The sequence below is a fragment of the Salmonella sp. JXY0409-18 genome (assembly GCF_020268625.1).
Lineage (GTDB): Bacteria > Pseudomonadota > Gammaproteobacteria > Enterobacterales > Enterobacteriaceae > Salmonella > Salmonella enterica.
Genome location: NZ_CP084216.1, coordinates 658,197 through 684,728 on the forward strand (window position 1 = coordinate 658,197; position 26,532 = coordinate 684,728).

The following is a 26,532-nucleotide window of genomic DNA, read 5'->3' on the forward strand; positions in this document are numbered from 1 at the left end:
CGCATTAAATTTGCGCACGTTATGTATAAAACCGCCGTACATATAGGGAAATACTGAAATTAGAAAAAGCATATAGCCTTAACAGAATTCAATAACTGGAGGGTATGCTGATGAACAACAATAACGTCTATTCATTGAATAATTTCGATTTTCTGGCGCGCAGTTTTGCCAGAATGCAGGCGGAGGGGCGTCCTGTTGATATCCAGGCGGTAACCGGCAATATGGACGAGGAGCACCGCGACTGGTTTTGCAAGCGTTACGCGCTTTACTGCCAGCAGGCGACTCAGGCGAAAAGGTTAGAATTAGAACACTAATGCAGGCTCCCTTTACAGGTGCAGGGCATTATTCAGATCTTATATGAGCGGGCCGTCAGGCCCGTTCACGTTTTTACTCTTGTGGATCGACTGGCGGGATGGCGGGCGCGGGTTTTACTTCTTCAGGCTTGTCGCGAGCTTCCAGTTCGCTGAGGCGTTGCTCCAGCAGCACCAGTTTTTCCCGGGTGCGCAGCAAGACCTGAGTCTGGACATCAAACTCTTCGCGGCTCACCAGATCGAGACGCGTCAGCTGAGATTGCAGCGTTTGACGGATTTTTTTCTCGATATCTTCCCCGAACTCGCGAATACCTTTCGGCATTGACTCATGAACCTGACGTGCGATTTGCTCAATTTTTTTCGGGTCAATCATTGTGGTTTCCCTGAACTGGTAAGTGTTAGCTCTTATTGTAGTGCGATATGTGGACGCCATAAACCAGAATTGTGTGACGTCATACGGAGTAAAGGCGTTGATGAAGGTAATCAATAGCGTTATAGTTAACCCGCTTATTCTCAGGGCGGGGCGAAATTCCCCACCGGCGGTAAATCAGCGATGTTTAACGCATTTCTCATCACGGCGCGCCGTGACGGAACGCGGAGAGCAGGTTGAAAGCCCGCGAGCGCTTTTTGCCATAGCGAAAAGGTCAGCAGATCCGGTGTAATTCCGGGGCCGACGGTTAAAGTCCGGATGGGAGAGGGTAACGATCCAGTCGGGCATGGACCCGCTCACGTTATTTTTTTGCCGCTTGTCGGCACTCCTAAGACTGCCCTGATTCTGGTAACCATAATGTTAATGAGGTTTTTTTACCATGAATCAGACGCTACTTTCCTCTTTTGGTACGCCTTTTGAACGTGTTGAACTTGCACTGGATGCGCTGCGTGAAGGACGCGGTGTGATGGTGCTTGATGATGAAGATCGTGAAAACGAAGGCGATATGATTTTCCCCGCAGAGACGATGACCGTAGAACAGATGGCGTTAACCATTCGTCACGGTAGCGGTATTGTTTGCCTGTGTATTACTGAAGATCGTCGTAAGCAGCTCGACTTGCCAATGATGGTGGAAAACAACACCAGCGCCTACGGCACCGGTTTTACCGTGACCATTGAAGCCGCAGAAGGCGTGACCACCGGCGTTTCCGCCGCTGACCGTGTCACTACGGTGCGTGCGGCAATTAAGGATGGCGCAAAACCGTCCGATCTTAACCGTCCGGGGCACGTTTTCCCACTGCGCGCTCAGGCGGGCGGCGTGCTGACGCGCGGCGGTCATACGGAGGCGACCATCGATCTGATGACGCTGGCCGGTTTTAAACCTGCAGGTGTACTGTGCGAGTTGACTAACGACGATGGGACGATGGCGCGCGCGCCGGAGTGTATCGCGTTTGCAGGCCAGCATAATATGGCGGTGGTCACGATTGAAGATCTGGTGGCTTACCGCCAGGCACATGAGCGCAAAGCCAGCTGATCGAACGGATCATTGACTAGTCCTGATATAGGTTGACAGTTTTTTGTCTGTAAAACGCCTGATGAACATCATCGGGCGTTTTGTATTTCAGGGCCAGGTGTGGCCGTTCATGGTTATAAATTGCCACGGACTCTTTTACTATTTCCCGCGCTTGCGCCAGGTCTGCAGGACGCGAGAGTAAAAACTCATTTTTCAGTATCCCGTTTATTCTCTCAGCCAGCGCATTCTGGTAGCAGTCGTAACCATCGGTCATTGAACAGGTTATTCCGTTTCGCTCATGAACTGACTGATAAAGTACCGAACAGTATTGCAGTCCTCTGTCAGAGTGATGTACCAGCGGACCTGTCGTTTTTCTCCGCCTCAGAGCCTGCCTGAACGCCTTTACCACATTTTCTGTCTGCAGGTTTTCCCCGACATGGTAACCCACGATTTTTCTGGAGCAGGCATCGGTGACCAGACTCAGATAGGCCGTGCCGCTGCGTAGTGGAAGATAAGTAATATCGGCGACCCAGACCTGTTCTGGCTCAAGGGCGGTAACCTGTTCAGGGCCGGGTTTCAGCAAGTTAGGATGCCGGTAAAAGCGATGATGGCTGTTGGTGGTTTTGTGATATGCCCGTTTCACGGGTACCAGGAGCCGGTATTCACCCAGCAGATTAAACAGACGGTCCCGTCCGATATTCAGCGTTTTATCGGCCTGCATGTTCAGCAGATAGTGCAGTTTACGCGTACCGATTCGCGGCTGACGGCACCGGGTACGGGCAACAAAATCAAGAACCTGAGCATGATGCTCCTGCCGTTTATTACATCTTGTATTGTACTGGTACCACGCCTGTCTGCTGTGCCCCAGGAACTGACATGCACGCGTAACTGTTATTTTGGGGGCCTGACTTTGCGTGAGGACTTGCCGGGCCGCTTTTTTACAACACTTACCCCGTAATCATTTTTCAGGACGTTGATAACGGACTCAAAAAACTCAGCTTTCTGGTTTGCCAGCTCAAGCTGCTCTTCAAGTTCCCTGATTCTTTGCTCGGGTGTCAGCGGGATAGTTGTCTGAGCCACAGGCAGTTTCCTCTTCACCGGGTCAGGAAGTCCGGGTCTCCAGTCAAGCCGGCCATATTTACGCAGCCAGACAAGTACGGTGGAGCGCCCCTGAATGCCATATCGCTGCCGGGCCTGTTTATAGGTCATCTCGCCTTTTTCGACCTGCTCAACGACGGCTATTTTAAAGGATAGAGGATAATCGCGTTGGGTGCGTTTGAACTCAGTCATCATCACGTTCTCCGGATTTAAGTCTGGAACGTGTCAACGCTATTCAGGACGGGTCACATGGTTGAAAAAAGCCGATGAGATGTTATCGGCTTTTTTGTATTCCTTCGGTGCCATACTGTTCAGTTTCAAAGAACGACGAATAAGCTGAATGGTAAAATTATTGTGAGAAAAGCAGAGGCCTGAATGCAGACCTCTGCTTTGGTTTATCTATTCAGGTTATTTGCCTCTGGCCAGTTTCAATGCCCAGGCGCCGCTCATCACCAGCAGCAGAATCAGGCACAACCCAAAGGCCAACATACATGCCTGCGCCATGTTCATAAAGTGCCAGGGCGGAAGCAGATACCAGCCTTCGGACTGCTGGTAGAGATCGACAAACCACTGCTGTACGCTACTGAGCGTTACGCCATCAGGGACGATAGGCGCGTCATAACCGCAGTCTCCGGTAGGTTTAAACCACTCCGGTGCCCATTCCGCCAACGGTAAGTTGAAAGGAAAGGTCGGATCAGTCGAACATCCTTGCACGCCAAAAAGTGAATCGGGGTCCGCATTATGTACCGCATGATGGATACCATTAAGCTTAATAGAAAACTTAATGCCCATAATGCTGCCATAAAACGCCGCGATGCAGCCAATCAGCTTCAGCACGATATTTTTGGGATTTATCGCCGCAATCACCCCGCCAATTACCATCACAAACATCGCGTAACGAATGTAAACACACTGTTCGCATGGCGCCATGTAGAGATAGATTTGGAAGAACGAGTGCGCCAGGATAATTAACCCTCCCATCGCGATGGCCATTAACAGCCACAGAAAGCGCTGTTCCTGCCATCTCACCAGCGTATCTACTGGTCTTGCGCGTAGGTCTCGCCATAATCCCTTAATAAAATCCATAATCGTTTCCCTGCTTATTTTTTAGTGGCCAGTTCCCGGACGAGTTCAGCCATAGAATCGATGGATTTGATGTTTTTGGTATAGATAAGGTACTTGCCGTTGACGACGTAAGCCGGAACACCCTGAATTTTGGCAACGTCATAGGCGGCTTTCCATTTTTCCAGAGTCTCCTGAACGGCAGGATCTTTCAGCGCCGCTTCAAAATCAGCCTGGCTCATGCCTGCGGCGTCCAGCCCGGTTTTAATAAATGCTGCCGGATCTTTCCCATCTGACCAGCGCTCTTTCTTATCATGGTAAGCCGCGTACCAGGCGAACTTCGCTTTTTTGAATTGTGATTTAGCATCAAATAACGAAATCCCGGCAGCTTTATCTTTGGCGATCAGGACTGCAAATACTTCGCTGGCCTGTTTGCCATATTCGCCTTTTGTTTCCAGGTGGAACGGGGTGAACGTAACAAGATCGGCTACTTTATCAGAAACCGGACCTGTTACGGCTTTGTCATATTTGTAGCAGAAAGGGCAGGCGTAGCTAAATACCTTAATCAGCGTTTTATCCGCATTAGGAATCGGTTTCTCCAGAACCATATAATCTGTGCCCTCGGTAAAAGCCGATGCTGCAAAAGGAGTGACCAATGCCGCGGTTAATACTACGCTTTTAAATAAAGAGGTAATCCATTTAGATGACATATTAATTCCTTCCCGTGATTTATTTAAACATTTGCGTTGGATGAACCAGTAACGCACGATAGTGAGTCTGGTTGGGTTTATCCGACAGCACATCAATTTCAACTTTCACTTCTTTCGTTTTATAGTCAATCTCATTCAGTTTGCCGACTGTGGGTTTACCAACGTCGAACAGGTTAATAGAACCGCCAAAGCCGAACATGGTGTCGCGGTCTTTTTGATATTCAACAACCGAGGTAATAGGACTATAGAAATCATACCCACGTTCTTTACCGTATTCCCAAACTTGTTGTACGGTGCCTTTCTTCTCATCGATCTTATATTCGACAAAACGGGAATATTTCATGGTCGGTAGAGCCGGTTGCTCCAGGCCGCGACCATCGCCGTTATCAAAGACCGTTAACGTGCCTTTGCTGGAAAGCCATGCCGTATGTTGGGTATAGGTGAAATCGAAATCGGTGTCCTTACACTTGCCATTTTCGTCACAGGTCAACGGCTTACCATGATCGTCTACCGGTTTCAGCAATTTACTGGCTAGCTGCTTATTCCAGCCTTTAGACGGTGCCAGTATCCATTTCACCTGCTTATCGCGACCAATTTTTACAATACCCTGATGGCGGGAAGAAAGGATGATGGAGTCGTCTTTCGCGTCATAAGCGATAGAGTTGACGTGCGCCCAGTTACGACCGGCACCAACGCCAAGCGCATCGCCATACGGCGTATCCGGTTCAAGTTTCGCCTGCTGTCCGGCATGGGCCAGATCGACGTTCACGCATACTGCGCCCGCATCCAGCGCGCCGAGCAGCGCATCACGCATAGGGTCGAGGATTTTGGTTAAATCCCAAACGTCTACTACGCGGCCAGACTTATCAACCTCAATGATTTGGTCACGAATAGTATGAACATGTATGCCGTCTTCTTTGCGGTAATCGCGTTTGCCGACGCGCAGCAGTACGGTGCCGTTCACGGTTTCGATGGATTCATGAGACGCATCCAGGAACCCGCGCGGCAGTTTATGATCGGCAAGAATTTGCCCCATCATGTCAAACTCGTACCAGTGTTGGCCCTGCACCGCGGTAAAGGTGCCGCGAGGCGTTTCACGAATACCCATCAGATAGCCGCGTTTGTTGATATTCATATCGTGGCCGTCGTAGAAGGTATCTTGATCCAGCCACCAGCGGTATTCACCCTGGGTGTCGACCACAAACGTATAAGGGGCGATATCGAAAGGCAAAGCCCCGCCCGCCGGACCGGCATCAAGAATGCCCGCATTTTTATCTTTTTCGCCGTGCCAGTGAAATTCAGCGCCCTGCGGCGTAAAGGTATGGGTATTTACCAGATAAAGGCGATCTTCAAATCCTGGCGCAACTTTAATAACTTTCGTTTGCTGGAGATCTGAAATAGAACGGTTATCCATATAATGGTTGACGATGGCGGACGTCTGCACCACATAGTCATCCTTCATGGCTTTGCCGTTTTCTTTATATTCTACCGTGACGTTGTTGGCAAATTTCTGATAAAGGCCAAAAATAGGAATACCGTCATAGGTTTCTAAAGACTCTTTCCCAACAGTATAAGTAACGGGAACGCCTTTTTCCCCTTTGCCATGTACAGTAACTTTAACGTCTGAAATAACATGGCTATCTAATTCCACCAGTGCGGTGAGAGGGGCATTACCGTAAGGATCGACAACGACTGCGCCTAATTTTCCTGCGGGCTGCGCCGGTTGAAAACCTGCGGCAAATGTACTGGCTGCGGTGAGTCCGCATGTCAGTGCGACGGCACCGGCAAGTATTGTTTTCCGGTATTGGTCAAACATGGATATATCTCCTTATATACAACTTCTAAATATAATACTTCTGTATATACTATGTTTTTATTAATGATAAATGAGGTAAATGATTGGTCTTTAAATATAAGTCATGATGCTATTACTTATTTTAAAGTATATTTTGTATCAATATTTTTTAATTGCCTGAGTGAGTCGATAGTAGGAGTGTGATATTTTAAGAACAATATAAATTAGTACGAAGTGTGATCTTATCGACATTGTTTTCTGCTTAATACCTCTTTCATTATTGTGTTTCACCACTGATTTATATGATCAAAATCATTTATTTGTTCCACAAATATGCCAGTATATGAATACGTCAAAATAAGGGTATGTAAAATTTTAACGTTAAATGTTTAGTGATGTTAAATTTTAAGGGTAAAAAGGATGTTTATTGCCTGGTATTGGATAATATTAATCGTTCTGGTGGTAGTAGGGTATATTTGCCATATGAAGCGTTATTGCAGAGCGTTTCGGCAAGACAGAGATGCATTACTTGAAGCGCGAACGAAACGTTTTCGCCAGACGAACGAAGGCGACAGCGTGATGAATGAGCAGAAATAGCGCATATCCTTGACGGGCAGCCGGATGTTGCCTGGCTAAAGGCCTGCATCCGGCGCGAGGTTTCTCTTAACCGATACCTATCGTCTGCAAAATGACGAGACTGAGCCCCATGATGGACATACCGCAAAGCACGCCATAGCTGGGGTTATTGTTAGGATCGATCTCTTTTGCCAGCGGCATCAGTTCATCGACGGAGAGCGCCACCATAATACCGGCGACTGCCGCCATGATAGCCGCCATAACGATTGGCGAAACCAGACTGCCCAAAATCAGCCACGCCAGCACGCCGCCAAGAATTTCCGCCATGCCGGAGATACCGGCCCAAAAAATCGCGGTACGTTTTGAGCCCGTCGCGGCATAAACCGGACCGGCAACCGCCAGACCTTCAGGAATATTGTGCAACGCCACCGCCAGTGCGATGCCGAAACCCAGTTCAAGATTGCTGCTGGCAGTGACAAAGGTGGCGATCCCTTCCGGAAAGTTGTGCAGGCTAATGCCGAGCGTCAATAAAATCGCAGTGCGTTTTATCGAGCCGGGAAGCGGCTGCTGCCTCTTTTGCACCAGATCCTGCGGATGAGCGTGAGGAAGCAGGCGGTCCAGCCCGAAGTAGCCCAACAGGCCGATAATAAACATTCCGTAGCCCAGTACGGGCGACATTCCCTCGGTATCAAGCGCGGCGGGCAGCATCTCCATCAGTGAGATGAGCAGCATGATCCCTGCGGCGAAGCCCAGCGAAAAAGCCAGCACGCGGTTAGACGGTTTTTGGCCGAGAACGCCAAGAAACGCGCCAATAAAGGTGGCGGCGCCCGCCAGTAAGGTCAGAATAAGTGGTACTGACATCCATTACTCCTTATCAATTTGCCGTCCGAACCTGACCTTCAAAATAACTGATGATCTTCATCATAGTTATCTGAGTTCTTCCTCTGTGAAGAAAGCGTATGGTGATGTTAACAAAATGTCTTTCCTGTAAGGATAACATCATGTCTTTAACGTGTATGCCAGCATTGTTTTTGGGGCATGGCAGCCCGATGAACGTGCTGGACGATAACGATTATACCCGCGCCTGGCGGCGATTGGGGGAAGCCCTGCCTCGACCACAGGCGATAGTGGTGGTGTCGGCGCACTGGTATACCCGCGGGACGGGCGTCACAGCGATGGAAAGGCCGCAAACTCTCCATGATTTTGGCGGTTTTCCGCAGGCGCTGTATGACACGCATTATCCGGCCCCTGGATCGCCTGCGCTGGCGCAGCGTTTGGTTGAACTGTTGGCTCCCGTTCCCGTCGCGCTCGATAAAGAAGCGTGGGGATTTGATCACGGCTCCTGGGGCGTATTGATCAAGATGTACCCGAATGCGGATATCCCGATGGTGCAGCTTAGTGTTGATAGTACCAAACCGGCGGCATGGCATTTTGAGGTGGGTCGTAAGCTGGCGACGCTGCGTGACGAAGGCGTGATGCTGGTGGCCAGCGGGAATGTGGTTCATAACCTGCGGACTGTGCGTTGGCACGGTGACAATATACCGTATCCCTGGGCGGCGTCATTTAATGACTTTGTTAAAGCCAATCTGACGTGGCAGGGGCCGGTAGAACAGCACCCGCTGGTGAATTATCTGCAACATGAAGGGGGGGTCTTATCGAACCCGACGCCGGAGCACTTTTTACCTTTGCTATATGTACTTGGCGCCTGGGACGGCAAGGAACCTATCACCATCCCGGTCGACGGTATTGAGATGGGCAGTATAAGTATGTTGTCGGTGCAGGTGGGGTAGGCCGGATAAGGCGCGGAATGGTTGCCCGATGGCGCTACGCGCATCGGGCTTACAGGAGAATCTATCCTTCGACAAAAATATGCGGATAGAAACGGGAGAGATCCTGGGTGATCAGCGCCCGATCTTCACGGATACCAATTCCGGCTGGCTGATCGTTAATCAGCCAGCTACCAATCAGGGTGTAACTGTCGCCGAATTTTGGCAGCGGATAGAACTGTTGCACGATCATACCCTCTTCGCCATACGGGCCTTCCACGGATTCGATCGTTTTACCGTTCTCAATAATCGATACGTTCGCCCCTTCGCGGGAGAAGATCGGTTTCACGACATATTTATCCATTGGCGGATGTTCGTCTTCGGCGAAATACGCAGGCAACAGATTCGGATGGTCCGGGAACATCTCCCACAACAGCGGCAACAACGCTTTATTGGAGATAATGCTTTTCCAGGCCGGTTCCAGCCAGCGCACGCCGGCATCTTCCAGCTTGGTGGAAAACATCTCGCGCAGCATAAATTCCCACGGATAGAGCTTGAACAGGTTCGCAATGACCTGATCCTGCAGATCCGTAAATTGGCCTTTTTCCCCCAGACCAATATCGTCGATATAGAGAAATTCGGTGGCGATTTCCGCTTCGGCCGCGCAGTCCTGTAAATACTGAATGGTGCCACGATCCTCAACCGTATCGCGACAGCAGGTGAGATGCAGCAACTGAAAACCGTACTGCTCGCGAAGTTCAGCAAAGCGTTCAATCAGCTTTTCCTGCAGGCTATTAAACTGATCGCTGCCTTCCGGCAGATTGCCCGCGTTGATCTGATCTTCCAGCCAAATCCACTGAAAAAACGCCGCTTCATACAGCGACGTTGGCGTGTCGGCATTATTTTCGAGCAGCTTAGGCTCGCCAATGCCGTCCCAGGCCAGATCGAGGCGGGAATAGAGCGACGGTTGTTGCGTTTGCCAGGACTGGCGAACAAAACCCCAGGTATGTTTTGGAATACGAAACTTCGTCATCAGCTCATCGCTGGCGATGACGCGTTCTACTACCTTGAGGCACATCTGGTGCAGCTCGGCGGTAACGTCTTCCAGTTTTTCCACCTGGGCGAGCGTTAACTTGTAATAAGCGTCTTCACACCAGTACGGTTCACCATACATAGTGTGAAAATTAAACCCGTATTCAGTCGCTTTATCGCGCCAGTCCGGGCGCTCGGTAATACTGACTCTTTCCATGCGTATCAGCCGCCCATCGAACGTGTTGAAGTACCGGCAGCGCTACGCTGCATGGTGCTCTGTTTGGCGACGGATTCGCCAAAACCGCCGCGGGTAACGGTTGTTGTGGTGGCCGGTTTCGGCGCCATCGCGGTTTTCGGTACGGTCATTGTCCGGCCCGGTTGCGCCGCGCCGTAGTTTTTACCTGCCGCATCGGTATATTTGCCGTATGCAGGGCTGGCCGGGTTTTTCGAGCTAAACAGCGGCTGTTGCGCAAAGCCTGCGCCGCCGCCCATCAGACGCCCCATCATGTAACCTGCCATAAGCGGCATCCAGAAACTGCCGCTGGATTGTTGGGCCTGCGCCTGATTTTCCGGCGCCATGCCAGCCTGTGCAGGCGCTTGCTGGCACTGACCTTCGCCAAACTCAGCGACGCAATCTTCGCGTGTAGCGTACTTAGGCGCAGTACGTTCGGCCTCTTTCAGCGCATTGTTATACGCGGTTGTACATTCCGCGCTTTTGCCCGGATTCGCCGCTGAACAGTCATCAGCGTTTTGATACAGCGATACGGTTTCATCGCTTTTTTCACAGCCAGCCAGCATAAAAACAGCCGTAACCGCCAGGGCGACCGGCGTTAAATGCCGCGCGCTCCAGCTTTTGCGAAATGATGCGTGATGGATGGATTTTGTCCGTTTCATATTTGTCTTCCAGGACCCAGTGGTAAATACAACATGCGTTCAGAATAGAGGATGACTGGTCGAAATTGAAGCGAGAAAAGGCGAGAATGCGGCGGAATAGCAGGATCTTTACGTTGTCTTACGTTCAGGCGCGGCTTTATGACAGGTAGCGCCGCGCTTACCAGACCTACAAGGGCACAGGTCTGATAAGCGCAGCGCCAGCGAATAACTTATCAATGCCGGAATGGATTGCCGTTATTGCTGTTGGCGCGAGCGGCGGTCGGCTGTACTGCCGGCGCGGCGCTATGGGCATTATAACCGTCTGCGGCAGCATCCTGATCTGGCGTTTCCGGCGCTACGCTTTCCGGCGACGTCGGGATAGGTTTACCCAACGTACTGTTAAGCGCGAGCAGATCCTGCTCGTTCAGCGTACCGAGCGCATATTTGATATTTAACTGATTAATCAAATAGGTATAACGCGCGTTGGCCAGTTGCTGCTTGGCATCATACAGAGTGGTGGTGGCATCCAGTACGTCAACAATGGTACGTGTACCGACCGAGTAACCGGCTTCCATTGCATCCAAAGAACTTTGCGCGGAAACGACTGCCTGTTTATACGCATTGATGCTGCTGATGGAGGCGTTAATATTGTTAAAGGAAGAACGTACGGTCTGCACCACGCTACGGTGCGCGCTTTCCAGCTGTTCGCTTGCGCCGACGAAGTTATACTGCGCCTGTTTTACCTGCGAGTTAACCATCCCGCCTTGATACAGCGGCAGGGAGAAGTTCAGGCCGATTTTATTCTGCCCCATGTTGCTATCGTCGTACTGGGCGGAGTTGGTTTTAGAACCGCTATAAGAGGTATCAGAAATGCCGGTTGAGGCCGTTAAATTCAGCGTCGGCAGATGACCATCCTGCGCCTGACGGATTTGCTCGCGCGCCAGATCCTGACTTAAACGCGCCTGCAACAGCGACAGGTTACGGTTTTCCGCTTCCTTCAGCAGCGCATTAACAGCTTTGGGTTTGTCGGTTTTAAAATGCTCGACGTTAAGCGACGCCAGCTCCGGGTAATAATTGCCGGTTACCTGGCGCAGCTCTTCTACCGCGTTATCCAGGTTGTTGCGGGCGGTCACTTCATTCGCCAGTACGGTATCATATTGCGCACGGGCGTTTTGCACGTCGGTAATGGCGACCAGACCCACGTTAAAACGTTGCGTCGTTTGATCTAACTGACGGTAGATAGCCTCTTTTTGTGCCTGGGTATAGGAAAGCACATCAATAGCGTTCAATACCTTAAAATACGCGTTCGCGGTATTGAGGATCAGCGTCTGCTGATCGGTCTGATAGGTGACATCCTGAATGCCTGCTGCTTTTTCTTGCAGGGTGAGCCCACGCCATTTCGACATATCAAATAACGTCTGCGTTAATTGCAGGGAAGCGCTGGTTTCATTGGAGTTGATACCGTTCGCATCGCGATAACCGTTGCTGTAGGTGTAGTCGGCACCTAAACCCAGTTGCGGCAGTAAAGGACTACGCGCTTCGTTAATTTTTTCGAATGCAGCATCGCGATCGGCAGCGGATTTACGCAATTCCGGGTTGCTCAGGCGTGCTTGCTGATAAACTTGCATCAGGTTCTCTGCCTGGCTTAGTGTGCTGAACCCCGACAGGCTCAGGCCGATAAGGATGGGGAGCAATTTCTTCATTTGCATTCCTTGTTGTGAAGCAGTATTTAGCGCTGATCAATTTGTAAAAATAATTGCTGATTCTAGCAGAATCCGCCACTGCAAAAAGTTGGCGTTACGTGCCATACGAGCCTTAATTGGCACCAATTTACCACAAGGGTGATAAAACAGCAGTCAACCACCCTTGAAATTCATCATTTAATCATTATTGCTAGCAGGGCAGCACAATGCGTAAATCAGACAACTTGCCAGTTACTTTCACCAAAAGCGATGTAGAAATTATTGCACGGGAAACGCGCTATCGCGGTTTTTTTTCATTGGATGTGTATCGATTCCGCCATCGTTTATTCAACGGAGAAATGAGTGGCGAGGTAAAGCGCGAAATTTTTGAGCGCGGGCACGCCGCCGTCTTGCTACCCTTTGACCCTGAACGCGACGAGGTGGTGCTGGTCGAACAGATTCGTATTGCCGCGTATGACACAAGCGTTACGCCGTGGCTGCTGGAGATGGTCGCCGGCATGATAGAAGAAGGCGAAACCATTGAGGCGGTCGCCCGGCGAGAGGCGATGGAAGAAGCGGGGCTGACCGTAGGCCGCACCCGACCGGTCATCAGTTACCTGGCGAGTCCAGGAGGAACCAGCGAGCGCTCATCTATTCTGGTGGGTGAAGTGGACGCCACGACCGCGGCAGGTATTCATGGTCTGGCGGATGAAAACGAAGATATTCGGGTTCATGTGGTAAGCCGGGAACAGGCATACCAGTGGGTAGAAGAGGGGAAAATCGACAACGCAGCCGCAGTCATCGCTTTGCAATGGCTTCAGTTGCATCATCAAGAGTTAAAAAACGAGTGGAAAAAATGAAGCGTTATACACCTGACTTCCCAGAAATGATGCGTTTGTGCGAAACCAATTTTTCGCAATTGCGCCGCCTGCTGCCGCGCAATGACGCCCCCGGTGAAACGGTGAGCTATCAGGTGGGTAACGTACAATATCGGTTAACGATTGTGGAATCGACCCGATACACTACGCTTGTAACGATCGAGCAAACGGCGCCAGCCATCACCTACTGGAGCCTGCCGTCGCTGACGGTGCGCCTCTACCATGATGCGATGGTGGCTGAAGTGTGTTCAAGCCAGCAGATCTTTCGCTTCAAAGCGCGGTATGATTATCCAAATAAAAAGTTGCATCAACGCGACGAAAAGCATCAAATTAATCAGTTTCTGGCCGACTGGCTACGATTCTGTTTAGCACATGGAGCGATGGCGATTCCGGTTTATTAGCGTCGTGAAACCTAAGGACACCATTTGGAAAGCCTGTTAACCCTACCTCTGGCTGGTGAGGCCCGAGTCAGGATTTTACAAATTACAGATACTCACCTGTTTGCCGAAAAGCATGAAACGCTGTTAGGCGTCAATACCTGGGAAAGTTACCAGGCTGTGCTGGAGGCTATTCGGGCGCAACAGTATGAATATGATCTGATCGTGGCCACCGGCGATCTGGCGCAGGATCAATCCGCTGCGGCTTATCAGCATTTTGCTGAGGGTATCGCAAGCTTTCGCGCGCCTTGCGTTTGGCTACCGGGCAATCATGATTTTCAGCCGGCAATGTACAGCGCGCTGCAAGAGGCGGGGATTTCCCCGGCTAAACGCGTGTTAATCGGTGAACAATGGCAGATTTTGTTGCTGGATAGCCAGGTGTTTGGCGTTCCGCATGGCGAACTGAGCGAGTTCCAACTGGAATGGCTTGAGCGTAAGCTCGCCGATGCGCCAGAGAGACAGACATTGCTCCTTTTGCACCATCATCCGTTGCCGGCAGGGTGCAGTTGGTTGGATCAGCACAGCTTGCGTAATGCCGGTGAGCTGGATAGCGTGCTGGCGAATTTCCCGCGTGTAAAATATCTGTTATGCGGACATATTCACCAGGAGCTGGATCTTGACTGGAACGGTCGCCGTCTGTTGGCGTCGCCGTCAACCTGCGTACAGTTCAAACCACACTGCGCGAACTTTACGCTGGATACTATCGCGCCGGGCTGGCGTACGCTGGAGCTCCGGGCGAACGGCGTCCTGGAGACGGAAGTGCATCGCCTGCAGGATACCCGGTTCCGACCCGATACCGCTTCGGAAGGATACTGATGTCTACGCTTCTCTATTTGCACGGATTCAACAGTTCCCCTCGCTCGGCAAAAGCGTGCCAGCTAAAAAACTGGCTGGCGGAGCGTCATCCGCATGTTGAGATGATCGTCCCTCAACTCCCGCCGTATCCTGCCGATGCGGCGGAGTTGCTGGAATCTCTCGTGCTTGAGCATGGCGGTGCGCCATTAGGGCTGGTAGGATCGTCGCTGGGTGGTTATTACGCCACCTGGCTGTCGCAATGTTTTATGCTGCCGGCTGTGGTGGTGAATCCCGCCGTGCGGCCCTTTGAATTACTGACCGACTATCTCGGTCAGAACGAGAACCCCTACACCGGGCAGCAATATGTGCTAGAGTCTCGCCATATTTATGATCTTAAAGTCATGCAGATTGACCCGCTGGAAGCGCCGGACCTGATCTGGCTACTGCAACAGACGGGCGATGAAGTGCTGGATTACCGCCAGGCGGTGGCATATTACGCCTCCTGCCGTCAGACAGTGACCGAGGGTGGTAATCACGCATTCACGGGCTTCGAAGATTATTTCAACCAGATTGTCGATTTTCTTGGACTGCACAGTTGCTGACAATCAATTCGAATTGCTAATTAAACCATGACGCAAACTTATAACGCTGATGCCATTGAGGTACTCACTGGGCTTGAGCCGGTACGCCGCCGCCCGGGGATGTACACCGATACGACCCGCCCCAACCATTTGGGTCAGGAAGTGATTGATAATAGTGTGGATGAAGCACTCGCAGGTCACGCCAAACGCGTGGATGTCATTTTACATGCCGATCAATCGCTGGAAGTGATTGACGACGGACGCGGGATGCCGGTGGATATCCATCCGGAAGAGGGGGTTCCGGCGGTAGAACTGATCCTCTGTCGGCTTCATGCCGGCGGTAAATTCTCCAATAAGAACTATCAGTTCTCTGGTGGTCTGCATGGGGTGGGGATTTCGGTCGTGAATGCCCTGTCAAAGCGCGTGGAAGTGACCGTGCGCCGCGACGGTCAGGTCTATAACATCGCGTTTGAAAACGGCGAAAAAGTGCAGGATTTGCAGGTTGTCGGCACCTGCGGTAAACGTAATACTGGCACCAGCGTCCATTTCTGGCCCGACGAAAGTTTCTTCGACAGCCCGCGTTTTTCTGTCTCTCGCTTAATGCACGTTCTGAAAGCAAAAGCGGTGCTGTGTCCCGGCGTGGAAATCACTTTTAAAGATGAAGTGAATAACAGCGAGCAGCGCTGGTGCTACCAGGATGGCCTGAACGACTATCTGGGCGAAGCGGTAAACGGCCTGCCGACGCTGCCGGAAAAACCGTTTATCGGTAATTTTAACGGTGAAACGGAAGCGGTTGACTGGGCGCTATTGTGGCTGCCGGAAGGCGGCGAATTACTGACGGAAAGCTACGTCAACCTGATCCCGACCATGCAGGGGGGGACGCACGTCAACGGTCTGCGCCAGGGCCTGCTCGACGCGATGCGCGAATTTTGCGAATACCGCAATATTCTGCCGCGCGGCGTCAAACTGTCGGCGGAAGATATCTGGGATCGCTGCGCTTATGTGCTCTCCGTGAAAATGCAGGACCCGCAATTTGCCGGGCAGACTAAAGAGCGTCTGTCGTCGCGTCAATGTGCGGCATTTGTTTCCGGCGTGGTGAAAGATGCCTTCAGCCTGTGGCTGAACCAGAACGTGCAGGCGGCGGAACAACTGGCAGAGATGGCGATTGCCAGCGCGCAGCGGCGACTGCGCGCCGCAAAAAAAGTGGTGCGCAAAAAGCTCACCAGCGGTCCGGCGTTGCCGGGGAAACTGGCGGACTGTACCGCGCAGGATCTTAATCGGACCGAGTTGTTCCTTGTCGAAGGGGATTCGGCGGGCGGTTCCGCCAAGCAGGCGCGCGATCGCGAATATCAGGCGATCATGCCGCTCAAAGGTAAGATCCTTAACACCTGGGAAGTCTCTTCCGATGAAGTGCTGGCCTCGCAAGAGGTGCATGATATCTCCGTGGCGATCGGTATCGATCCGGACAGCGACGATCTGAGTCAGCTGCGCTACGGCAAGATCTGTATCCTGGCGGATGCGGACTCCGATGGTTTGCATATCGCTACTCTGCTTTGCGCGCTGTTTGTCAGACATTTCCGCGCGCTGGTGAAGAATGGTCATGTCTACGTCGCGCTACCGCCGCTATACCGTATCGATTTGGGTAAAGAGGTCTATTACGCGCTGACGGAAGAAGAGAAGGCGGGCGTACTGGAACAACTGAAGCGTAAGAAAGGCAAGCCGAACGTACAGCGTTTCAAAGGCCTGGGTGAAATGAACCCGATGCAGTTACGCGAAACCACGCTTGATCCAAATACTCGCCGCCTGGTGCAGCTCACCATTAGCGATGAAGACGATCAGCGTACTAATGCGATGATGGATATGCTGCTGGCGAAGAAACGTTCTGAAGATCGACGCAACTGGCTACAGGAAAAAGGCGATCTCGCGGATCTCGACGTGTAACGGTTGTTGCACGCTTTATCCGGTCTGCATGCCGCAGGCCGGATAAGCGAATCCGACATGACGCCGCAGCCTGATGGCGACACTTGCGCATCGCATCAGGGCGACGTCAGACGAGGGTAATAACTTAAACGCCGGATTCCAGAATACGAATATTCATTTCCAGCACATCGTCTTTTACCGCGTCGCTGTAGGCTTTCATATGCGGGGTTTGCAGATGCGCCTCAAGGTGCGCAACGCTTTCCCACTGTTCAATCATCACGATCGAGTCAGGCGCCAAAGTCTGAAAACTCACGCCCGCGGCATGATCCACCATCGGCGCGTAACCGTGGCACCCCTCTTCTTTAAGAACGGTTGGAATAATTTTCGCAAACTGGTCGAGGACGGCCTGACGGTGATGTTGGCCCGGACGCGTGCGAATTTCGGCAATGACGGTAAGCATGGTTAACTCCTTCTAATTCCAGGATGACCAGTTAAGCAAAAATTTCGCTCAGATGCTTGCGATATTCTGCGGTATAGCGCGGAACATCCGGCATTTTAATCACGTCGTTGGCAATAAACGTTGGCAGCGCGTCCATGCCCAGGAACTGGTTGGCTTTATGGAAGGGCAGATAGACGCCATCTACGCCTACGCCGTGGAAAAACTGATCTTTTTCGGTAAATGCTTCCATCGGCGCGTTCCACGTCAGTGACAGCATATATTTTTTCCCCTGCACCAGACCGCCGGAACCGTACTTTTTAGCGGCATCGGAACGCGTGCGGCCATCGCTGGCATAGAGCGTGCCGTGACCTTCGGTAAAGACATCATCCATATATTTTTTTACTGTCCATGGCGCGCCCATCCACCAGCCTGGCATCTGCCAAATCACCACGTCAGCCCAGACGAAATTCTGCACCTCTTCTTTAATGTCATAGTCGCTGTCGGCGCGGACGATCTTAACCTGATGACCCAGATCGCGCAGAAGCCCATCGGCAACTTCGGTCAGGGTGTCATTCAACTGGCCGTTGGAGTGCGCGAATTTTTTCGCCCCGTTGATAATCAGGATGTTACTCATTTTGTGTCCTCAAGAAATGCGTTTGCTGCTGATTCTACGCTGACGGGCGGGGCGGTGAAATTAGCAAAATGTGCAAAGTCTTTTGCGTTTTTGGCAAAAATCTCTGCTACCAGCGTACTACGGCCTCAAATCCACCTTCCGCGGCGTTGCCAAACGACACCGTCATGCCGTGCAGCGTAGCGATGCGGCGGACGATTGATAATCCCAGACCGCTGCCGGTCACACTTTGGCCAGGCGGGCGGTAAAAACGCTCGCCGATATGCGTCAGAATCTCTGGCGCTACGCCAGGGCCATTATCTCTGACGGTGAAGCTGCGGGCATGTAAGGTAACGTCGACGACGCTGCCCTGCGGACTGTAGCGAATCGCATTATCCAGCAGGTTACGCACTAACAGGCTTAAGAGTAGCGGCTGGCCGGTACGTATGACGTCATGGGCGTTAAGCTGTAAACGCACGTCGATATTCGCCTGCTGCGCCGGATGATAAATATCCATTACCGCGGACTGCAGCAGCTCTTCCAGCGAAATCTCCGCCACATCCTGCAAATTATTGAGCGAGTCGAGGCGCGATAATGTCAGTAGCTGATCGACCAGCCGCGTGGCGCGATCGATCCCCGCATGGAGCTGGGTCAGCGCTTTATCGCGTGAGAGCGGATCGTCGCCCGAGAGCTGCGCCACCTCGGTTTGTACTTTCAGCGCGGCCAGCGGGCTGCGCAATTCATGGGCAGCGTCGGAGGTAAATCGCCGTTCGCGCACCATCATGGAGTGGATGCGGCTAAAAAGCTGATTAAGCGCTTCGACCAGTGGGCGAACCTCGCTCGGTACGCCTTTGGCGTCGAGCGGCGTTTCCGATTCCGGCGACCGGAAGCGCAGCGCCTGCGCCAGTTTTTTCAACGGTCTGAGCTCGCGGTGAAGCAGGAGTAATAAAATCAGTAGCATGAAGGGAAGGGCGAGCAGCCACGGCGTTAATTGCGCCGCCACGATCGCCAGCGCCATAACTTCGCGGTAATCCCACTCCTGACCGACGACGATACGATACTTACCGTCCGCCGAGTTCAACCACAAAAAACGCCAGAGATCGTTGTCATCCTTCAGATAGCCATTGTCGAAACCTTCGCGGCGATAGCGATACGGAATATCCTGGCCGTTGTCGCCATCATGCAGCAACATTTTGCCGTCAGCGGAAAAGATGGCGAATGCCAGCGCATCGTCATCGATATGCCCATGTTTTAATTTCTTTGGCGTATGCGCCATGCGCTGCGGGGCGTTGATCTCGTTAAGATCGAGGGTGCTAAGCCGTCTGGCGAACAACATCAACTGTGTGTCAAACAGCTCGTCGACATTATCCGTCGTCTTTCTCCAGGCCACAAAACTGGAGATTGCCCAGGTGATGGAGACCAGAATCAGAAAAATAAGCGTCAGCCTGACGCGCAGGCTGAGACGTTGCGTCAATTTCATGCGTCACCCAGGGTATAGCCGATGCCGTGTACGGTGCGAATAAATTCACTGCCGAGCTTGCGGCGTAAATGATGAACATGGACTTCCACTGCATTGCTGGACACGTCGTCATCCCAGTTATACAGCTTCTCTTCAATAAGCTTGCGCGGCAGCACGCGACCTTTGTTGCGCAGTAAGAGTTCCAGCAACGCGAACTCTTTTGGTTTTAAGGCCAGCGGTTCGCCGGCAAGCGTCGCGACGAGATTGCCTGGATTGAGCGTCACCTGGCCGTGGCGCAATTCGCTACTGGCCTGACCGCTGGCGCGGCGTACCAGCGCCTCCAGACGGGCGGCGACCTCAATGAGCGCGAAAGGTTTACATAAATAGTCATCGGCGCCCAGACGTAGCCCCTCGACGCGCTCTGCTAACGCGTCGCGCGCCGTCAGGATCAGGACCGGTTCCTGTTTACCCTTTTCGCGCCATTCGCGCAAAATATCCCGTCCGTCCATGCCTGGCAGCGTCAAATCTAAAATAACCGCATCATAAGGCGCGCTGTAAAGCGCCTCTTTGCCCGGACGTCCCTCGGTAAACCAGTCGACGCTGAAACCCATTTTACTCAGGCCCGCTTTTATGCCATCGCCAATAAGTGTGTCATCTTCTACCAGTAAAATTCGCATCTGTTCTTCCTTGCGGTAACTCGCGTTGCCGTCAGTTAACCTTGTCGCCGCAGGCGATGTACAGAAAAAAAGATTCTTTTTTTGCCTTAAGAAGTTGTTAAGGATTACCTTATTAAATGGATCTGAAACGACATGAAAGGGAAAAGTAATCATGAAAAAATTAGCTGCAATCGTTGCCGTTATGGCACTGTGTTCTACCCCGGTTCTGGCGGCTCAGCAGGGCGGTTTCTCCGGCCCGTCGGCAACGCAAACGCAAGGCGGCGGATTTGTCGGCCCGAACGGCAGCAGCACGACGGTAGAGAGCGCTAAATCGCTGCGTGACGATGCGTGGGTAACGCTGCGCGGGAATATCGTCGAGCGCATTTCCGACGACCTGTATGTGTTTAAAGATGCGACCGGTACTATCAATGTGGATATTGACCACAAGCGCTGGAACGGCCTGACCGTAACCCCGCAGGATACCGTTGAAATTCAGGGCGAAGTGGATAAAGACTGGAACTCTGTCGAAATCGACGTAAAACAGATCTCTAAAGTTGCCAAATAAACTCCATCAGGGCCGCGCTCGCGGCCCTTTTCTTTGTGACTCAACGCGCCAGATAGGGTAGTATCTGCGGCAATATTGCCTGAGAGATACCGGGTATTATTCGGGCTAACAGTTGAGGAATCACAATCAATGAGCGATATGGCAGAGCGCCTTGCGCTACATGAATTTACGGAAAACGCCTACTTAAACTACTCCATGTACGTGATCATGGATCGTGCGTTGCCGTTTATTGGCGACGGCCTGAAGCCGGTACAGCGTCGCATCGTCTATGCGATGTCAGAGCTGGGGCTGAACGCCAGCGCTAAATTTAAAAAATCCGCCCGTACCGTCGGTGACGTACTGGGTAAGTATCATCCGCACGGCGACAGCGCCTGCTATGAAGCCATGGTGCTGATGGCGCAGCCGTTCTCTTACCGTTACCCGCTGGTCGACGGGCAGGGAAACTGGGGCGCGCCGGATGATCCGAAGTCATTCGCGGCAATGCGTTATACCGAATCTCGCCTGTCCAAATACGCCGAGCTGCTGTTAAGCGAACTCGGCCAGGGGACGGCGGACTGGGTGCCAAACTTCGACGGCACGATGCAGGAACCGAAAATGTTACCGGCGCGTCTGCCGAACATCCTGCTGAACGGCACCACCGGTATTGCGGTGGGCATGGCAACAGATATTCCGCCGCATAACCTGCGCGAAGTCGCGAAAGCGGCGATTACGCTGATTGAGCAGCCGAAAACGACGCTGGATCAGTTGCTGGATATCGTCCAGGGGCCGGATTACCCGACCGAAGCGGAGATCATTACCCCACGTGCGGAAATTCGTAAAATTTACGAAAACGGGCGGGGCTCTGTGCGTATGCGCGCGGTATGGACCAAAGAAGACGGCGCCGTGGTAATTTCCGCGCTGCCGCATCAGGTGTCTGGCGCGAAAGTGCTGGAGCAGATTGCTGCGCAGATGCGTAATAAAAAACTGCCGATGGTGGACGACCTGCGCGATGAATCGGATCACGAAAACCCGACGCGTTTAGTGATTGTCCCGCGCTCCAACCGTGTGGATATGGAACAGGTGATGAACCATCTGTTCGCCACCACCGATCTGGAAAAAAGCTACCGTATTAACCTGAACATGATCGGTCTGGATGGTCGTCCGGCGGTGAAAAACCTGCTGGAGATCCTCACCGAGTGGCTGGTGTTCCGCCGCGACACGGTGCGTCGTCGTCTGAACTATCGTCTGGAGAAAGTGCTTAAGCGCCTGCATATCCTCGAAGGTCTGCTGGTGGCGTTTCTCAACATCGACGAAGTGATTGAGATTATCCGTAACGAGGATGAGCCGAAACCCGCGCTGATGTCGCGTTTCGGCATCAGCGAAACCCAGGCGGAAGCGATTCTCGAACTGAAACTGCGTCATCTCGCCAAACTGGAAGAGATGAAAATTCGCGGTGAGCAGGACGAGCTGGAAAAAGAGCGGGACCAGTTGCAGGGCATTCTCGCGTCCGAACGCAAAATGAATACCTTGCTGAAAAAAGAGCTACAGGCAGATTCCGATGCCTATGGCGACGATCGCCGTTCTCCGCTGCGTGAGCGCGAAGAAGCTAAAGCGATGAGCGAACACGATATGCTGCCGTCCGAACCGGTGACTATCGTGCTGTCGCAGATGGGCTGGGTGCGCAGCGCCAAAGGTCATGATATTGATGCGCCGGGGCTTAACTATAAAGCGGGCGACAGCTTTAAAGCCGCGGTGAAAGGTAAGAGCAATCAACCGGTGGTGTTTATTGATACCACCGGTCGCAGCTATGCTATTGATCCCATTACGCTTCCGTCGGCGCGCGGGCAGGGCGAACCGCTGACCGGCAAACTCACGCTGCCGCCGGGGGCGACCGTAGAGCATATGCTGATGGAAGGCGATGACCAGAAACTGCTGATGGCGTCGGATGCGGGCTATGGCTTCGTTTGTACGTTTAACGATCTGGTTGCCCGTAACCGTGCCGGTAAAGCGTTGATTACACTGCCGGAAAATGCGCACGTCATGCCGCCGCTGGTGATTGAAGACGAGCACGATATGCTGCTGGCGATTACCCAGGCCGGACGGATGTTGATGTTCCCGGTTGACTCTCTGCCGCAGCTGTCGAAAGGCAAAGGGAATAAGATCATTAATATCCCCTCTGCGGAAGCGGCGAAAGGCGATGATGGACTGGCGCACCTGTACGTGCTGCCGCCACAAAGCACTCTGACTATCCATGTCGGGAAGCGCAAAATCAAACTGCGCCCTGAAGAGTTACAAAAGGTGGTCGGCGAACGCGGACGCCGTGGCACATTAATGCGCGGCCTGCAGCGTATCGATCGCATTGAGATTGATTCACCGCATCGCGTAAGTCATGGCGACAGCGAAGAGTAAGACAGGGGCACCCGTAGGCCGGACAAGGCATTTAAGCCGCCATCCAGCGCTCTGCCGTTGCCGGATGACGACGCAGTAGCGTCTTATCCGGCCTACGGTTTCAGATCGGATTAACATTAAAATTTCCCGTAAAACCGTTGTTTATTCGTGCATTGCGATTAACAATACGTTTTTCCAGAGAGCCACACTTACCAAAATCCTAACCTGAATTTCAGTGACGTAGAATGCCGGGCTCTTAGGCCTTCAGAGGTTGTTATGCTATATATTTTTCGTCTTATTGTTACCGTTATTTACTCCATTCTGGTCTGTGTTTTCGGTTCTATTTACTGCCTTTTCAGCCCACGTAACCCAAAACACGTGGCGACGTTTGGACATATGTTCGGTCGTCTGGCCCCGCTGTTTGGCCTGAAAGTGGAGTGCCGCAAACCCGCCGACGCGGAAAGCTATGGCAATGCTATCTATATCGCTAACCACCAGAATAATTATGATATGGTCACGGCGTCGAATATTGTGCAGCCGCCAACGGTGACGGTGGGGAAAAAAAGCCTGCTTTGGATCCCGTTTTTTGGGCAACTGTACTGGCTGACCGGTAATCTGTTGATTGACCGTAATAACCGCGCCAAAGCGCATAGCACCATTGCGGCAGTGGTTAACCATTTTAAAAAGCGCCGTATTTCTATCTGGATGTTCCCTGAAGGTACGCGTAGCCGGGGACGCGGTCTGCTGCCGTTTAAAACCGGCGCGTTTCATGCGGCTATCGCGGCTGGTGTGCCGATCATTCCTGTCTGCGTTTCCAACACCTCTAACAAAGTCAATCTAAACCGCCTGAACAACGGACTGGTTATTGTGGAAATGCTGCCGCCAGTCGACGTCAGCGAATATGGTAAAGATCAGGTTCGCGAGCTGGCGGCCCACTGCCGTGCGTTAATGGAGCAAAAAATCGCGGAACTTGATAAAGAGGTTGCGGAACGTGAAGCGACCGGTAAGGTTTAAGCAGCCTTACTCTGTTATTGTAGAAATCATTTTTTCAGGCACAACTCTTTAGCCTGTTTTACATGGAGCTTATATGTCATTCAGTCGGCGTCAGTTTCTTCAGGCATCGGGAATCGCACTATGTGCAGGCGCGATTCCCCTCAGGGCGAATGCTGCCGGTCAGCAACAGCCGTTGCCTGTTCCGCCGTTGCTGGAGTCCCGTCGCGGGCAGCCGTTGTTTATGACGCTACAGCGAGCGCACTGGTCCTTTACGCAAGGCACGCGCGCGCCGGTCTGGGGAGTGAACGGTCGTTATCTGGGGCCGACAATCCGCGTCTGGAAAGGCGATGACGTTAAACTCATCTATAGCAACCGCCTGGCGGAAAATGTCTCCATGACGGTTGCTGGTTTACTGGTACCGGGGCCGCTGATGGGTGGCCCGGCGCGTATGATGTCGCCGAACGCGGACTGGGCGCCGGTGTTGCCGATTCGTCAGAGCGCCGCGACGCTGTGGTATCACGCTAACACGCCTAACCGTACCGCGCAGCAGGTGTATAACGGCCTGGCCGGAATGTGGCTGGTCGAAGACGACATCAGTAAAACGCTGCCCATTCCGAACCATTACGGCGTGGATGATTTTCCCGTCATTATCCAGGATAAGCGGCTGGATAACTTTGGGACGCCGGAGTACAGCGAACCGGGAAGCGGTGGTTTTGTCGGCGATACGCTGCTGGTGAACGGCGCGCAAAGCCCCTATGTCGAAGTGTCCCGCGGCTGGGTGCGGTTACGGTTGTTGAACGCCTCGAACTCGCGGCGCTATCAGCTTCAGATGAGCGATGGCCGGGCGCTGCATGTGATTTCAGGCGATCAGGGCTTTTTACCTGCGCCGGTTTCCGTCAAACAGTTGTCACTGGCGCCCGGCGAGCGACGTGAAATCCTGGTTGATATGACCAACGGCGACGAAGTCTCGATCACCTGCGGGGAGGCGGCCAGCATAGTCGATCGGATTCGCGGTTTCTTTGAGCCTTCCAGTATTCTGGTTTCTACCCTGGTGCTGACGTTACGACCAACCGGATTGCTGCCGCTGGTGACCGATAATCTGCCGATGCGTCTGTTGCCGACGGAGATCATGAGCGGCGCGCCTGTCCGCAGCCGGGACATCAGTCTTGGTGACGATCCGGGGATTAACGGCCAACTATGGGATGTGAATCGCATTGATATTACCGCCCAACAAGGCACCTGGGAGCGCTGGACGGTACGCGCCGATATGCCGCAGTCGTTCCATATTGAGGGCGTCTCTTTCCTGATTCGTAACGTCAACGGCGCTATGCCGTTCCCGGAAGATAGAGGCTGGAAAGATACCGTCTGGGTGGATGGGCAAGTCGAACTGCTGGTCTACTACGGTCAGCCGTCCTGGCCGCACTTCCCGTTCTATTTCAATAGCCAGACGCTGGAAATGGCCGACCGCGGCTCGATTGGGCAAATGCTGGTGAATCCGGCGTCGTAAAGGCGGACCAGTGATATTCGATGAGAATCAGTGAGGAGGGATGGCGGCTGCTGACGTTCTGGATGTTTACTGCAGGCGGCTATCTTATTCTGTTCTTCATTGTTATTTGCCTGGCTTTTTTGTTCCAAACGCCTCGTCGCGTGTTGCTGTGGATTGCTTTGCCACAGATTACGCTGGTTCTTTTGCTATGGTTTGCTGCGGGTGATGAAACGCTTTTCTTCCCGATTGGCGCAGGGTGGATACTGGGGCTTAGTTTATTGCTGGCGCTACTGTTTAGCCACCGATTACGCCAACCACACCACCTTTGGGCCGGGTGCCATGCGGTCGTATTGCTGCTGTTGTTAGCGCACATAGGGGATATTCTCGAGAGGCATCATCGGCGCGATGCCTATCGGGCACAGCAGGCGGCGGAAGAAACGCTGTTACAAAAAATCGATACGACCGATGACCGCGCTTTTTTAAATCATTTGATGTCGCAAGCAATGCAGTCGCAAAACGCATTTCCCCTTTTGATATTGCGGACGGAGCTGAAAAAATTTGGTTGGTTTTGGCCATCGACCGGCTTAATCGCCCTGCCGTTGGGGCGTTTGCCTCCTGGTTTATTGGCGATTCTGTACAGGCAAAGCAATATCGGCATCAGCTCTTACAAAACAATCCATTATTGGACCTACTGAATCGTATTTTTAATGATAGTATGGCTGACGAACAAATTTTTCTGCAACAATAACTTTTGGCGCGAGATATTTGTACCAGTTTGATTAGCGTCGTGCCGGAATTATTGACGGACGAACTGTATGCGCAAGCCGTTGCCTTTGATAATAGCAACAAACCGAAACCTTTCTCATGGCAGTTTGAATTCGATGTGTTTTATCATCAGAAAAAATAACGGGCAATAATGAATTTTGGAAACGGATGGAGTTTGTTGTTGATGATAATATCCACCGTGCTGGGCAATATATACAATCATCGTATTGGCTA

Annotated in this window: 27 protein-coding genes and 1 riboswitch; of the genes, 14 read left to right on the forward strand and 13 right to left on the reverse strand. The window is 52.4% G+C overall.

From position 1 onward, the window contains the following. Nucleotides 1-104 precede the first annotated feature (104 nt). On the forward strand, nt 105-314 hold the full coding sequence (glgS, locus tag LDB27_RS03170; RefSeq protein WP_000928927.1) for a cell surface composition regulator GlgS: 210 nt from the start codon (nt 105-107) through the stop codon (nt 312-314). Nucleotides 315-387: 73 nt separating this feature from the next. On the opposite strand, the gene ubiK is transcribed toward glgS, so the two are convergent. Continuing rightward, nucleotides 388-684, reverse strand: coding sequence for a ubiquinone biosynthesis accessory factor UbiK (gene ubiK / locus LDB27_RS03175; protein WP_000566826.1), 297 nt, complete (start codon nt 682-684; stop codon nt 388-390). Nucleotides 685-816: 132 nt separating this feature from the next. Continuing rightward, nucleotides 817-1,015: riboswitch (FMN riboswitch) on the forward strand. 105 nt (nt 1,016-1,120) lie between these two features. On the opposite strand from ubiK, the gene ribB reads away from it, so the two are divergent. Next, complete coding sequence (gene ribB / locus LDB27_RS03180) at nt 1,121-1,774, forward strand: 3,4-dihydroxy-2-butanone-4-phosphate synthase (protein ID WP_001076978.1); 654 nt, start codon at nt 1,121-1,123, stop codon at nt 1,772-1,774. 16 nt (nt 1,775-1,790) lie between these two features. Here the strand turns inward: ribB and LDB27_RS03185 are convergent. From LDB27_RS03185 to LDB27_RS03200, 4 genes are all read right to left on the reverse strand, one after another. After that, nucleotides 1,791-3,046, reverse strand: a protein-coding gene (locus tag LDB27_RS03185) for an IS3-like element ISSen1 family transposase (RefSeq protein WP_086011183.1) whose coding sequence is annotated in 2 segments (ribosomal slippage) — nt 1,791-2,695 and nt 2,695-3,046 — 1,257 coding nt in all. Because the reading frame shifts where the segments join, the coding sequence is not laid out codon by codon here. A 213-nt stretch (nt 3,047-3,259) separates the two neighbouring features. Next, nucleotides 3,260-3,937: a protein-disulfide oxidoreductase DsbI gene (gene dsbI / locus LDB27_RS03190; RefSeq protein WP_000345576.1), complete on the reverse strand. Its 678-nt coding sequence runs from the start codon at nt 3,935-3,937 to the stop codon at nt 3,260-3,262. 14 nt (nt 3,938-3,951) lie between these two features. Beyond that, entirely contained in the window at nt 3,952-4,623 is a 672-nt protein-coding gene (locus LDB27_RS03195) for a thiol:disulfide interchange protein DsbA/DsbL (RefSeq protein WP_000096230.1), read from the reverse strand. 19 nt (nt 4,624-4,642) lie between these two features. Beyond that, on the reverse strand, nt 4,643-6,439 hold the full coding sequence (locus LDB27_RS03200; RefSeq protein ID WP_000460265.1) for an aryl-sulfate sulfotransferase: 1,797 nt from the start codon (nt 6,437-6,439) through the stop codon (nt 4,643-4,645). Between the two features lie 399 nt (nt 6,440-6,838). Here LDB27_RS03200 and LDB27_RS03205 point away from each other — a divergent pair, with 399 nt between their 5' ends. After that, nucleotides 6,839-7,015, forward strand: coding sequence for a hypothetical protein (locus LDB27_RS03205; RefSeq protein ID WP_000469257.1), 177 nt, complete (start codon nt 6,839-6,841; stop codon nt 7,013-7,015). A gap of 66 nt (nt 7,016-7,081) precedes the next feature. Here LDB27_RS03205 and zupT read toward each other — a convergent pair whose 3' ends face one another. Next, a complete protein-coding gene (gene zupT, locus LDB27_RS03210; RefSeq protein WP_000115874.1) occupies nt 7,082-7,855 on the reverse strand; it encodes a zinc transporter ZupT in 774 nt (257 codons plus the stop codon). A gap of 140 nt (nt 7,856-7,995) precedes the next feature. Here zupT and ygiD point away from each other — a divergent pair, with 140 nt between their 5' ends. Then, a complete protein-coding gene (ygiD, locus tag LDB27_RS03215) occupies nt 7,996-8,784 on the forward strand; it encodes a 4,5-DOPA dioxygenase extradiol (protein ID WP_001530830.1) in 789 nt (262 codons plus the stop codon). Between the two features lie 61 nt (nt 8,785-8,845). On the opposite strand, the gene LDB27_RS03220 is transcribed toward ygiD, so the two are convergent. From LDB27_RS03220 to tolC, 3 genes are all read right to left on the reverse strand, one after another. Further along, nucleotides 8,846-10,009, reverse strand: a complete 1,164-nt coding sequence (locus LDB27_RS03220) for a glutathionylspermidine synthase family protein (protein ID WP_000442833.1) — start codon at nt 10,007-10,009, stop codon at nt 8,846-8,848. Nucleotides 10,010-10,014: 5 nt separating this feature from the next. After that, nucleotides 10,015-10,686, reverse strand: coding sequence for a DUF1190 family protein (locus tag LDB27_RS03225; RefSeq protein ID WP_000831528.1), 672 nt, complete (start codon nt 10,684-10,686; stop codon nt 10,015-10,017). A gap of 212 nt (nt 10,687-10,898) precedes the next feature. After that, complete coding sequence (gene tolC, locus LDB27_RS03230) at nt 10,899-12,374, reverse strand: outer membrane channel protein TolC (RefSeq protein ID WP_015899378.1); 1,476 nt, start codon at nt 12,372-12,374, stop codon at nt 10,899-10,901. Nucleotides 12,375-12,574: 200 nt separating this feature from the next. Here tolC and nudF point away from each other — a divergent pair, with 200 nt between their 5' ends. From nudF to parE, 5 genes are read left to right on the forward strand one after another with little or no spacing between them, the layout of a single operon-like run. Next, nucleotides 12,575-13,207: an ADP-ribose diphosphatase gene (nudF, locus tag LDB27_RS03235; protein ID WP_001231950.1), complete on the forward strand. Its 633-nt coding sequence runs from the start codon at nt 12,575-12,577 to the stop codon at nt 13,205-13,207. After that, complete coding sequence (locus LDB27_RS03240) at nt 13,204-13,626, forward strand: DUF1249 family protein (RefSeq protein ID WP_000833404.1); 423 nt, start codon at nt 13,204-13,206, stop codon at nt 13,624-13,626. Before nudF ends, LDB27_RS03240 begins: the two co-directional genes overlap by 4 nt. A 24-nt stretch (nt 13,627-13,650) precedes the next feature. Further along, nucleotides 13,651-14,478 (forward strand): 3',5'-cyclic-AMP phosphodiesterase, encoded by an 828-nt coding sequence (gene cpdA, locus LDB27_RS03245; RefSeq protein WP_000444735.1) that lies wholly within the window; start codon nt 13,651-13,653, stop codon nt 14,476-14,478. Next, nucleotides 14,478-15,059 carry an esterase YqiA gene (yqiA, locus tag LDB27_RS03250; protein ID WP_000105725.1) on the forward strand — a complete coding sequence of 194 codons (582 nt, stop codon included), beginning with the start codon at nt 14,478-14,480 and terminating at the stop codon, nt 15,057-15,059. The genes cpdA and yqiA overlap by 1 nt, the downstream gene beginning before the upstream one ends. 27 nt (nt 15,060-15,086) lie before the next feature. Further along, nucleotides 15,087-16,979, forward strand: coding sequence for a DNA topoisomerase IV subunit B (parE, locus tag LDB27_RS03255; protein ID WP_000195318.1), 1,893 nt, complete (start codon nt 15,087-15,089; stop codon nt 16,977-16,979). A 124-nt stretch (nt 16,980-17,103) separates the two neighbouring features. Here parE and LDB27_RS03260 read toward each other — a convergent pair whose 3' ends face one another. From LDB27_RS03260 to qseB, 4 genes are all read right to left on the reverse strand, one after another. Beyond that, complete coding sequence (locus tag LDB27_RS03260) at nt 17,104-17,418, reverse strand: putative quinol monooxygenase (protein WP_000958587.1); 315 nt, start codon at nt 17,416-17,418, stop codon at nt 17,104-17,106. 31 nt (nt 17,419-17,449) lie between these two features. Beyond that, nucleotides 17,450-18,031 (reverse strand): NAD(P)H-dependent oxidoreductase, encoded by a 582-nt coding sequence (locus LDB27_RS03265; protein WP_000065416.1) that lies wholly within the window; start codon nt 18,029-18,031, stop codon nt 17,450-17,452. A gap of 106 nt (nt 18,032-18,137) precedes the next feature. Next, the gene (qseC, locus tag LDB27_RS03270) at nt 18,138-19,487 is read right to left on the reverse strand and encodes a quorum sensing histidine kinase QseC (protein WP_225519918.1); all 1,350 of its coding nucleotides are present in this window, start codon (nt 19,485-19,487) and stop codon (nt 18,138-18,140) included. Then, the gene (gene qseB / locus LDB27_RS03275) at nt 19,484-20,143 is read right to left on the reverse strand and encodes a quorum sensing response regulator transcription factor QseB (RefSeq protein ID WP_001221574.1); all 660 of its coding nucleotides are present in this window, start codon (nt 20,141-20,143) and stop codon (nt 19,484-19,486) included. The genes qseC and qseB overlap by 4 nt, the downstream gene beginning before the upstream one ends. A gap of 151 nt (nt 20,144-20,294) precedes the next feature. Between qseB and LDB27_RS03280 the strand changes: the two genes are divergently transcribed. The 5 genes from LDB27_RS03280 (at nt 20,295) to LDB27_RS03300 (ending at nt 26,228) form a co-directional block, all read left to right on the forward strand. Then, nucleotides 20,295-20,687, forward strand: coding sequence for a YgiW/YdeI family stress tolerance OB fold protein (locus LDB27_RS03280; RefSeq protein ID WP_000731553.1), 393 nt, complete (start codon nt 20,295-20,297; stop codon nt 20,685-20,687). A gap of 129 nt (nt 20,688-20,816) precedes the next feature. Then, entirely contained in the window at nt 20,817-23,075 is a 2,259-nt protein-coding gene (parC, locus tag LDB27_RS03285) for a DNA topoisomerase IV subunit A (protein WP_001281857.1), read from the forward strand. A 255-nt stretch (nt 23,076-23,330) separates the two neighbouring features. Then, complete coding sequence (gene plsC / locus LDB27_RS03290; RefSeq protein WP_000965733.1) at nt 23,331-24,068, forward strand: 1-acylglycerol-3-phosphate O-acyltransferase; 738 nt, start codon at nt 23,331-23,333, stop codon at nt 24,066-24,068. A 73-nt stretch (nt 24,069-24,141) separates the two neighbouring features. Further along, the gene (ftsP, locus tag LDB27_RS03295; RefSeq protein WP_000010658.1) at nt 24,142-25,554 is read left to right on the forward strand and encodes a cell division protein FtsP; all 1,413 of its coding nucleotides are present in this window, start codon (nt 24,142-24,144) and stop codon (nt 25,552-25,554) included. A 62-nt stretch (nt 25,555-25,616) separates the two neighbouring features. Continuing rightward, the gene (locus tag LDB27_RS03300; RefSeq protein WP_223173014.1) at nt 25,617-26,228 is read left to right on the forward strand and encodes a hypothetical protein; all 612 of its coding nucleotides are present in this window, start codon (nt 25,617-25,619) and stop codon (nt 26,226-26,228) included. Nucleotides 26,229-26,532: the final 304 nt, after the last annotated feature.

What these genes read in the sequence shown, in the direction of transcription:
- glgS (WP_000928927.1), top strand. Translation starts at nt 105, where the DNA reads ATGCTGATGAACAACAATAACGTCTATTCATTGAATAATTTCGATTTT.
- ubiK (WP_000566826.1), bottom strand. Translation starts at nt 684, where the DNA reads ATGATTGACCCGAAAAAAATTGAGCAAATCGCACGTCAGGTTCATGAG.
- ribB (WP_001076978.1), top strand. Translation starts at nt 1,121, where the DNA reads ATGAATCAGACGCTACTTTCCTCTTTTGGTACGCCTTTTGAACGTGTT.
- dsbI (WP_000345576.1), bottom strand. Translation starts at nt 3,937, where the DNA reads ATGGATTTTATTAAGGGATTATGGCGAGACCTACGCGCAAGACCAGTA.
- LDB27_RS03195 (WP_000096230.1), bottom strand. Translation starts at nt 4,623, where the DNA reads ATGTCATCTAAATGGATTACCTCTTTATTTAAAAGCGTAGTATTAACC.
- LDB27_RS03200 (WP_000460265.1), bottom strand. Translation starts at nt 6,439, where the DNA reads ATGTTTGACCAATACCGGAAAACAATACTTGCCGGTGCCGTCGCACTG.
- LDB27_RS03205 (WP_000469257.1), top strand. Translation starts at nt 6,839, where the DNA reads ATGTTTATTGCCTGGTATTGGATAATATTAATCGTTCTGGTGGTAGTA.
- zupT (WP_000115874.1), bottom strand. Translation starts at nt 7,855, where the DNA reads ATGTCAGTACCACTTATTCTGACCTTACTGGCGGGCGCCGCCACCTTT.
- ygiD (WP_001530830.1), top strand. Translation starts at nt 7,996, where the DNA reads ATGTCTTTAACGTGTATGCCAGCATTGTTTTTGGGGCATGGCAGCCCG.
- LDB27_RS03220 (WP_000442833.1), bottom strand. Translation starts at nt 10,009, where the DNA reads ATGGAAAGAGTCAGTATTACCGAGCGCCCGGACTGGCGCGATAAAGCG.
- LDB27_RS03225 (WP_000831528.1), bottom strand. Translation starts at nt 10,686, where the DNA reads ATGAAACGGACAAAATCCATCCATCACGCATCATTTCGCAAAAGCTGG.
- tolC (WP_015899378.1), bottom strand. Translation starts at nt 12,374, where the DNA reads ATGCAAATGAAGAAATTGCTCCCCATCCTTATCGGCCTGAGCCTGTCG.
- nudF (WP_001231950.1), top strand. Translation starts at nt 12,575, where the DNA reads ATGCGTAAATCAGACAACTTGCCAGTTACTTTCACCAAAAGCGATGTA.
- LDB27_RS03240 (WP_000833404.1), top strand. Translation starts at nt 13,204, where the DNA reads ATGAAGCGTTATACACCTGACTTCCCAGAAATGATGCGTTTGTGCGAA.
- yqiA (WP_000105725.1), top strand. Translation starts at nt 14,478, where the DNA reads ATGTCTACGCTTCTCTATTTGCACGGATTCAACAGTTCCCCTCGCTCG.
- parE (WP_000195318.1), top strand. Translation starts at nt 15,087, where the DNA reads ATGACGCAAACTTATAACGCTGATGCCATTGAGGTACTCACTGGGCTT.
- LDB27_RS03260 (WP_000958587.1), bottom strand. Translation starts at nt 17,418, where the DNA reads ATGCTTACCGTCATTGCCGAAATTCGCACGCGTCCGGGCCAACATCAC.
- LDB27_RS03265 (WP_000065416.1), bottom strand. Translation starts at nt 18,031, where the DNA reads ATGAGTAACATCCTGATTATCAACGGGGCGAAAAAATTCGCGCACTCC.
- qseC (WP_225519918.1), bottom strand. Translation starts at nt 19,487, where the DNA reads ATGAAATTGACGCAACGTCTCAGCCTGCGCGTCAGGCTGACGCTTATT.
- qseB (WP_001221574.1), bottom strand. Translation starts at nt 20,143, where the DNA reads ATGCGAATTTTACTGGTAGAAGATGACACACTTATTGGCGATGGCATA.
- LDB27_RS03280 (WP_000731553.1), top strand. Translation starts at nt 20,295, where the DNA reads ATGAAAAAATTAGCTGCAATCGTTGCCGTTATGGCACTGTGTTCTACC.
- parC (WP_001281857.1), top strand. Translation starts at nt 20,817, where the DNA reads ATGAGCGATATGGCAGAGCGCCTTGCGCTACATGAATTTACGGAAAAC.
- plsC (WP_000965733.1), top strand. Translation starts at nt 23,331, where the DNA reads ATGCTATATATTTTTCGTCTTATTGTTACCGTTATTTACTCCATTCTG.
- ftsP (WP_000010658.1), top strand. Translation starts at nt 24,142, where the DNA reads ATGTCATTCAGTCGGCGTCAGTTTCTTCAGGCATCGGGAATCGCACTA.
- LDB27_RS03300 (WP_223173014.1), top strand. Translation starts at nt 25,617, where the DNA reads ATGTTTACTGCAGGCGGCTATCTTATTCTGTTCTTCATTGTTATTTGC.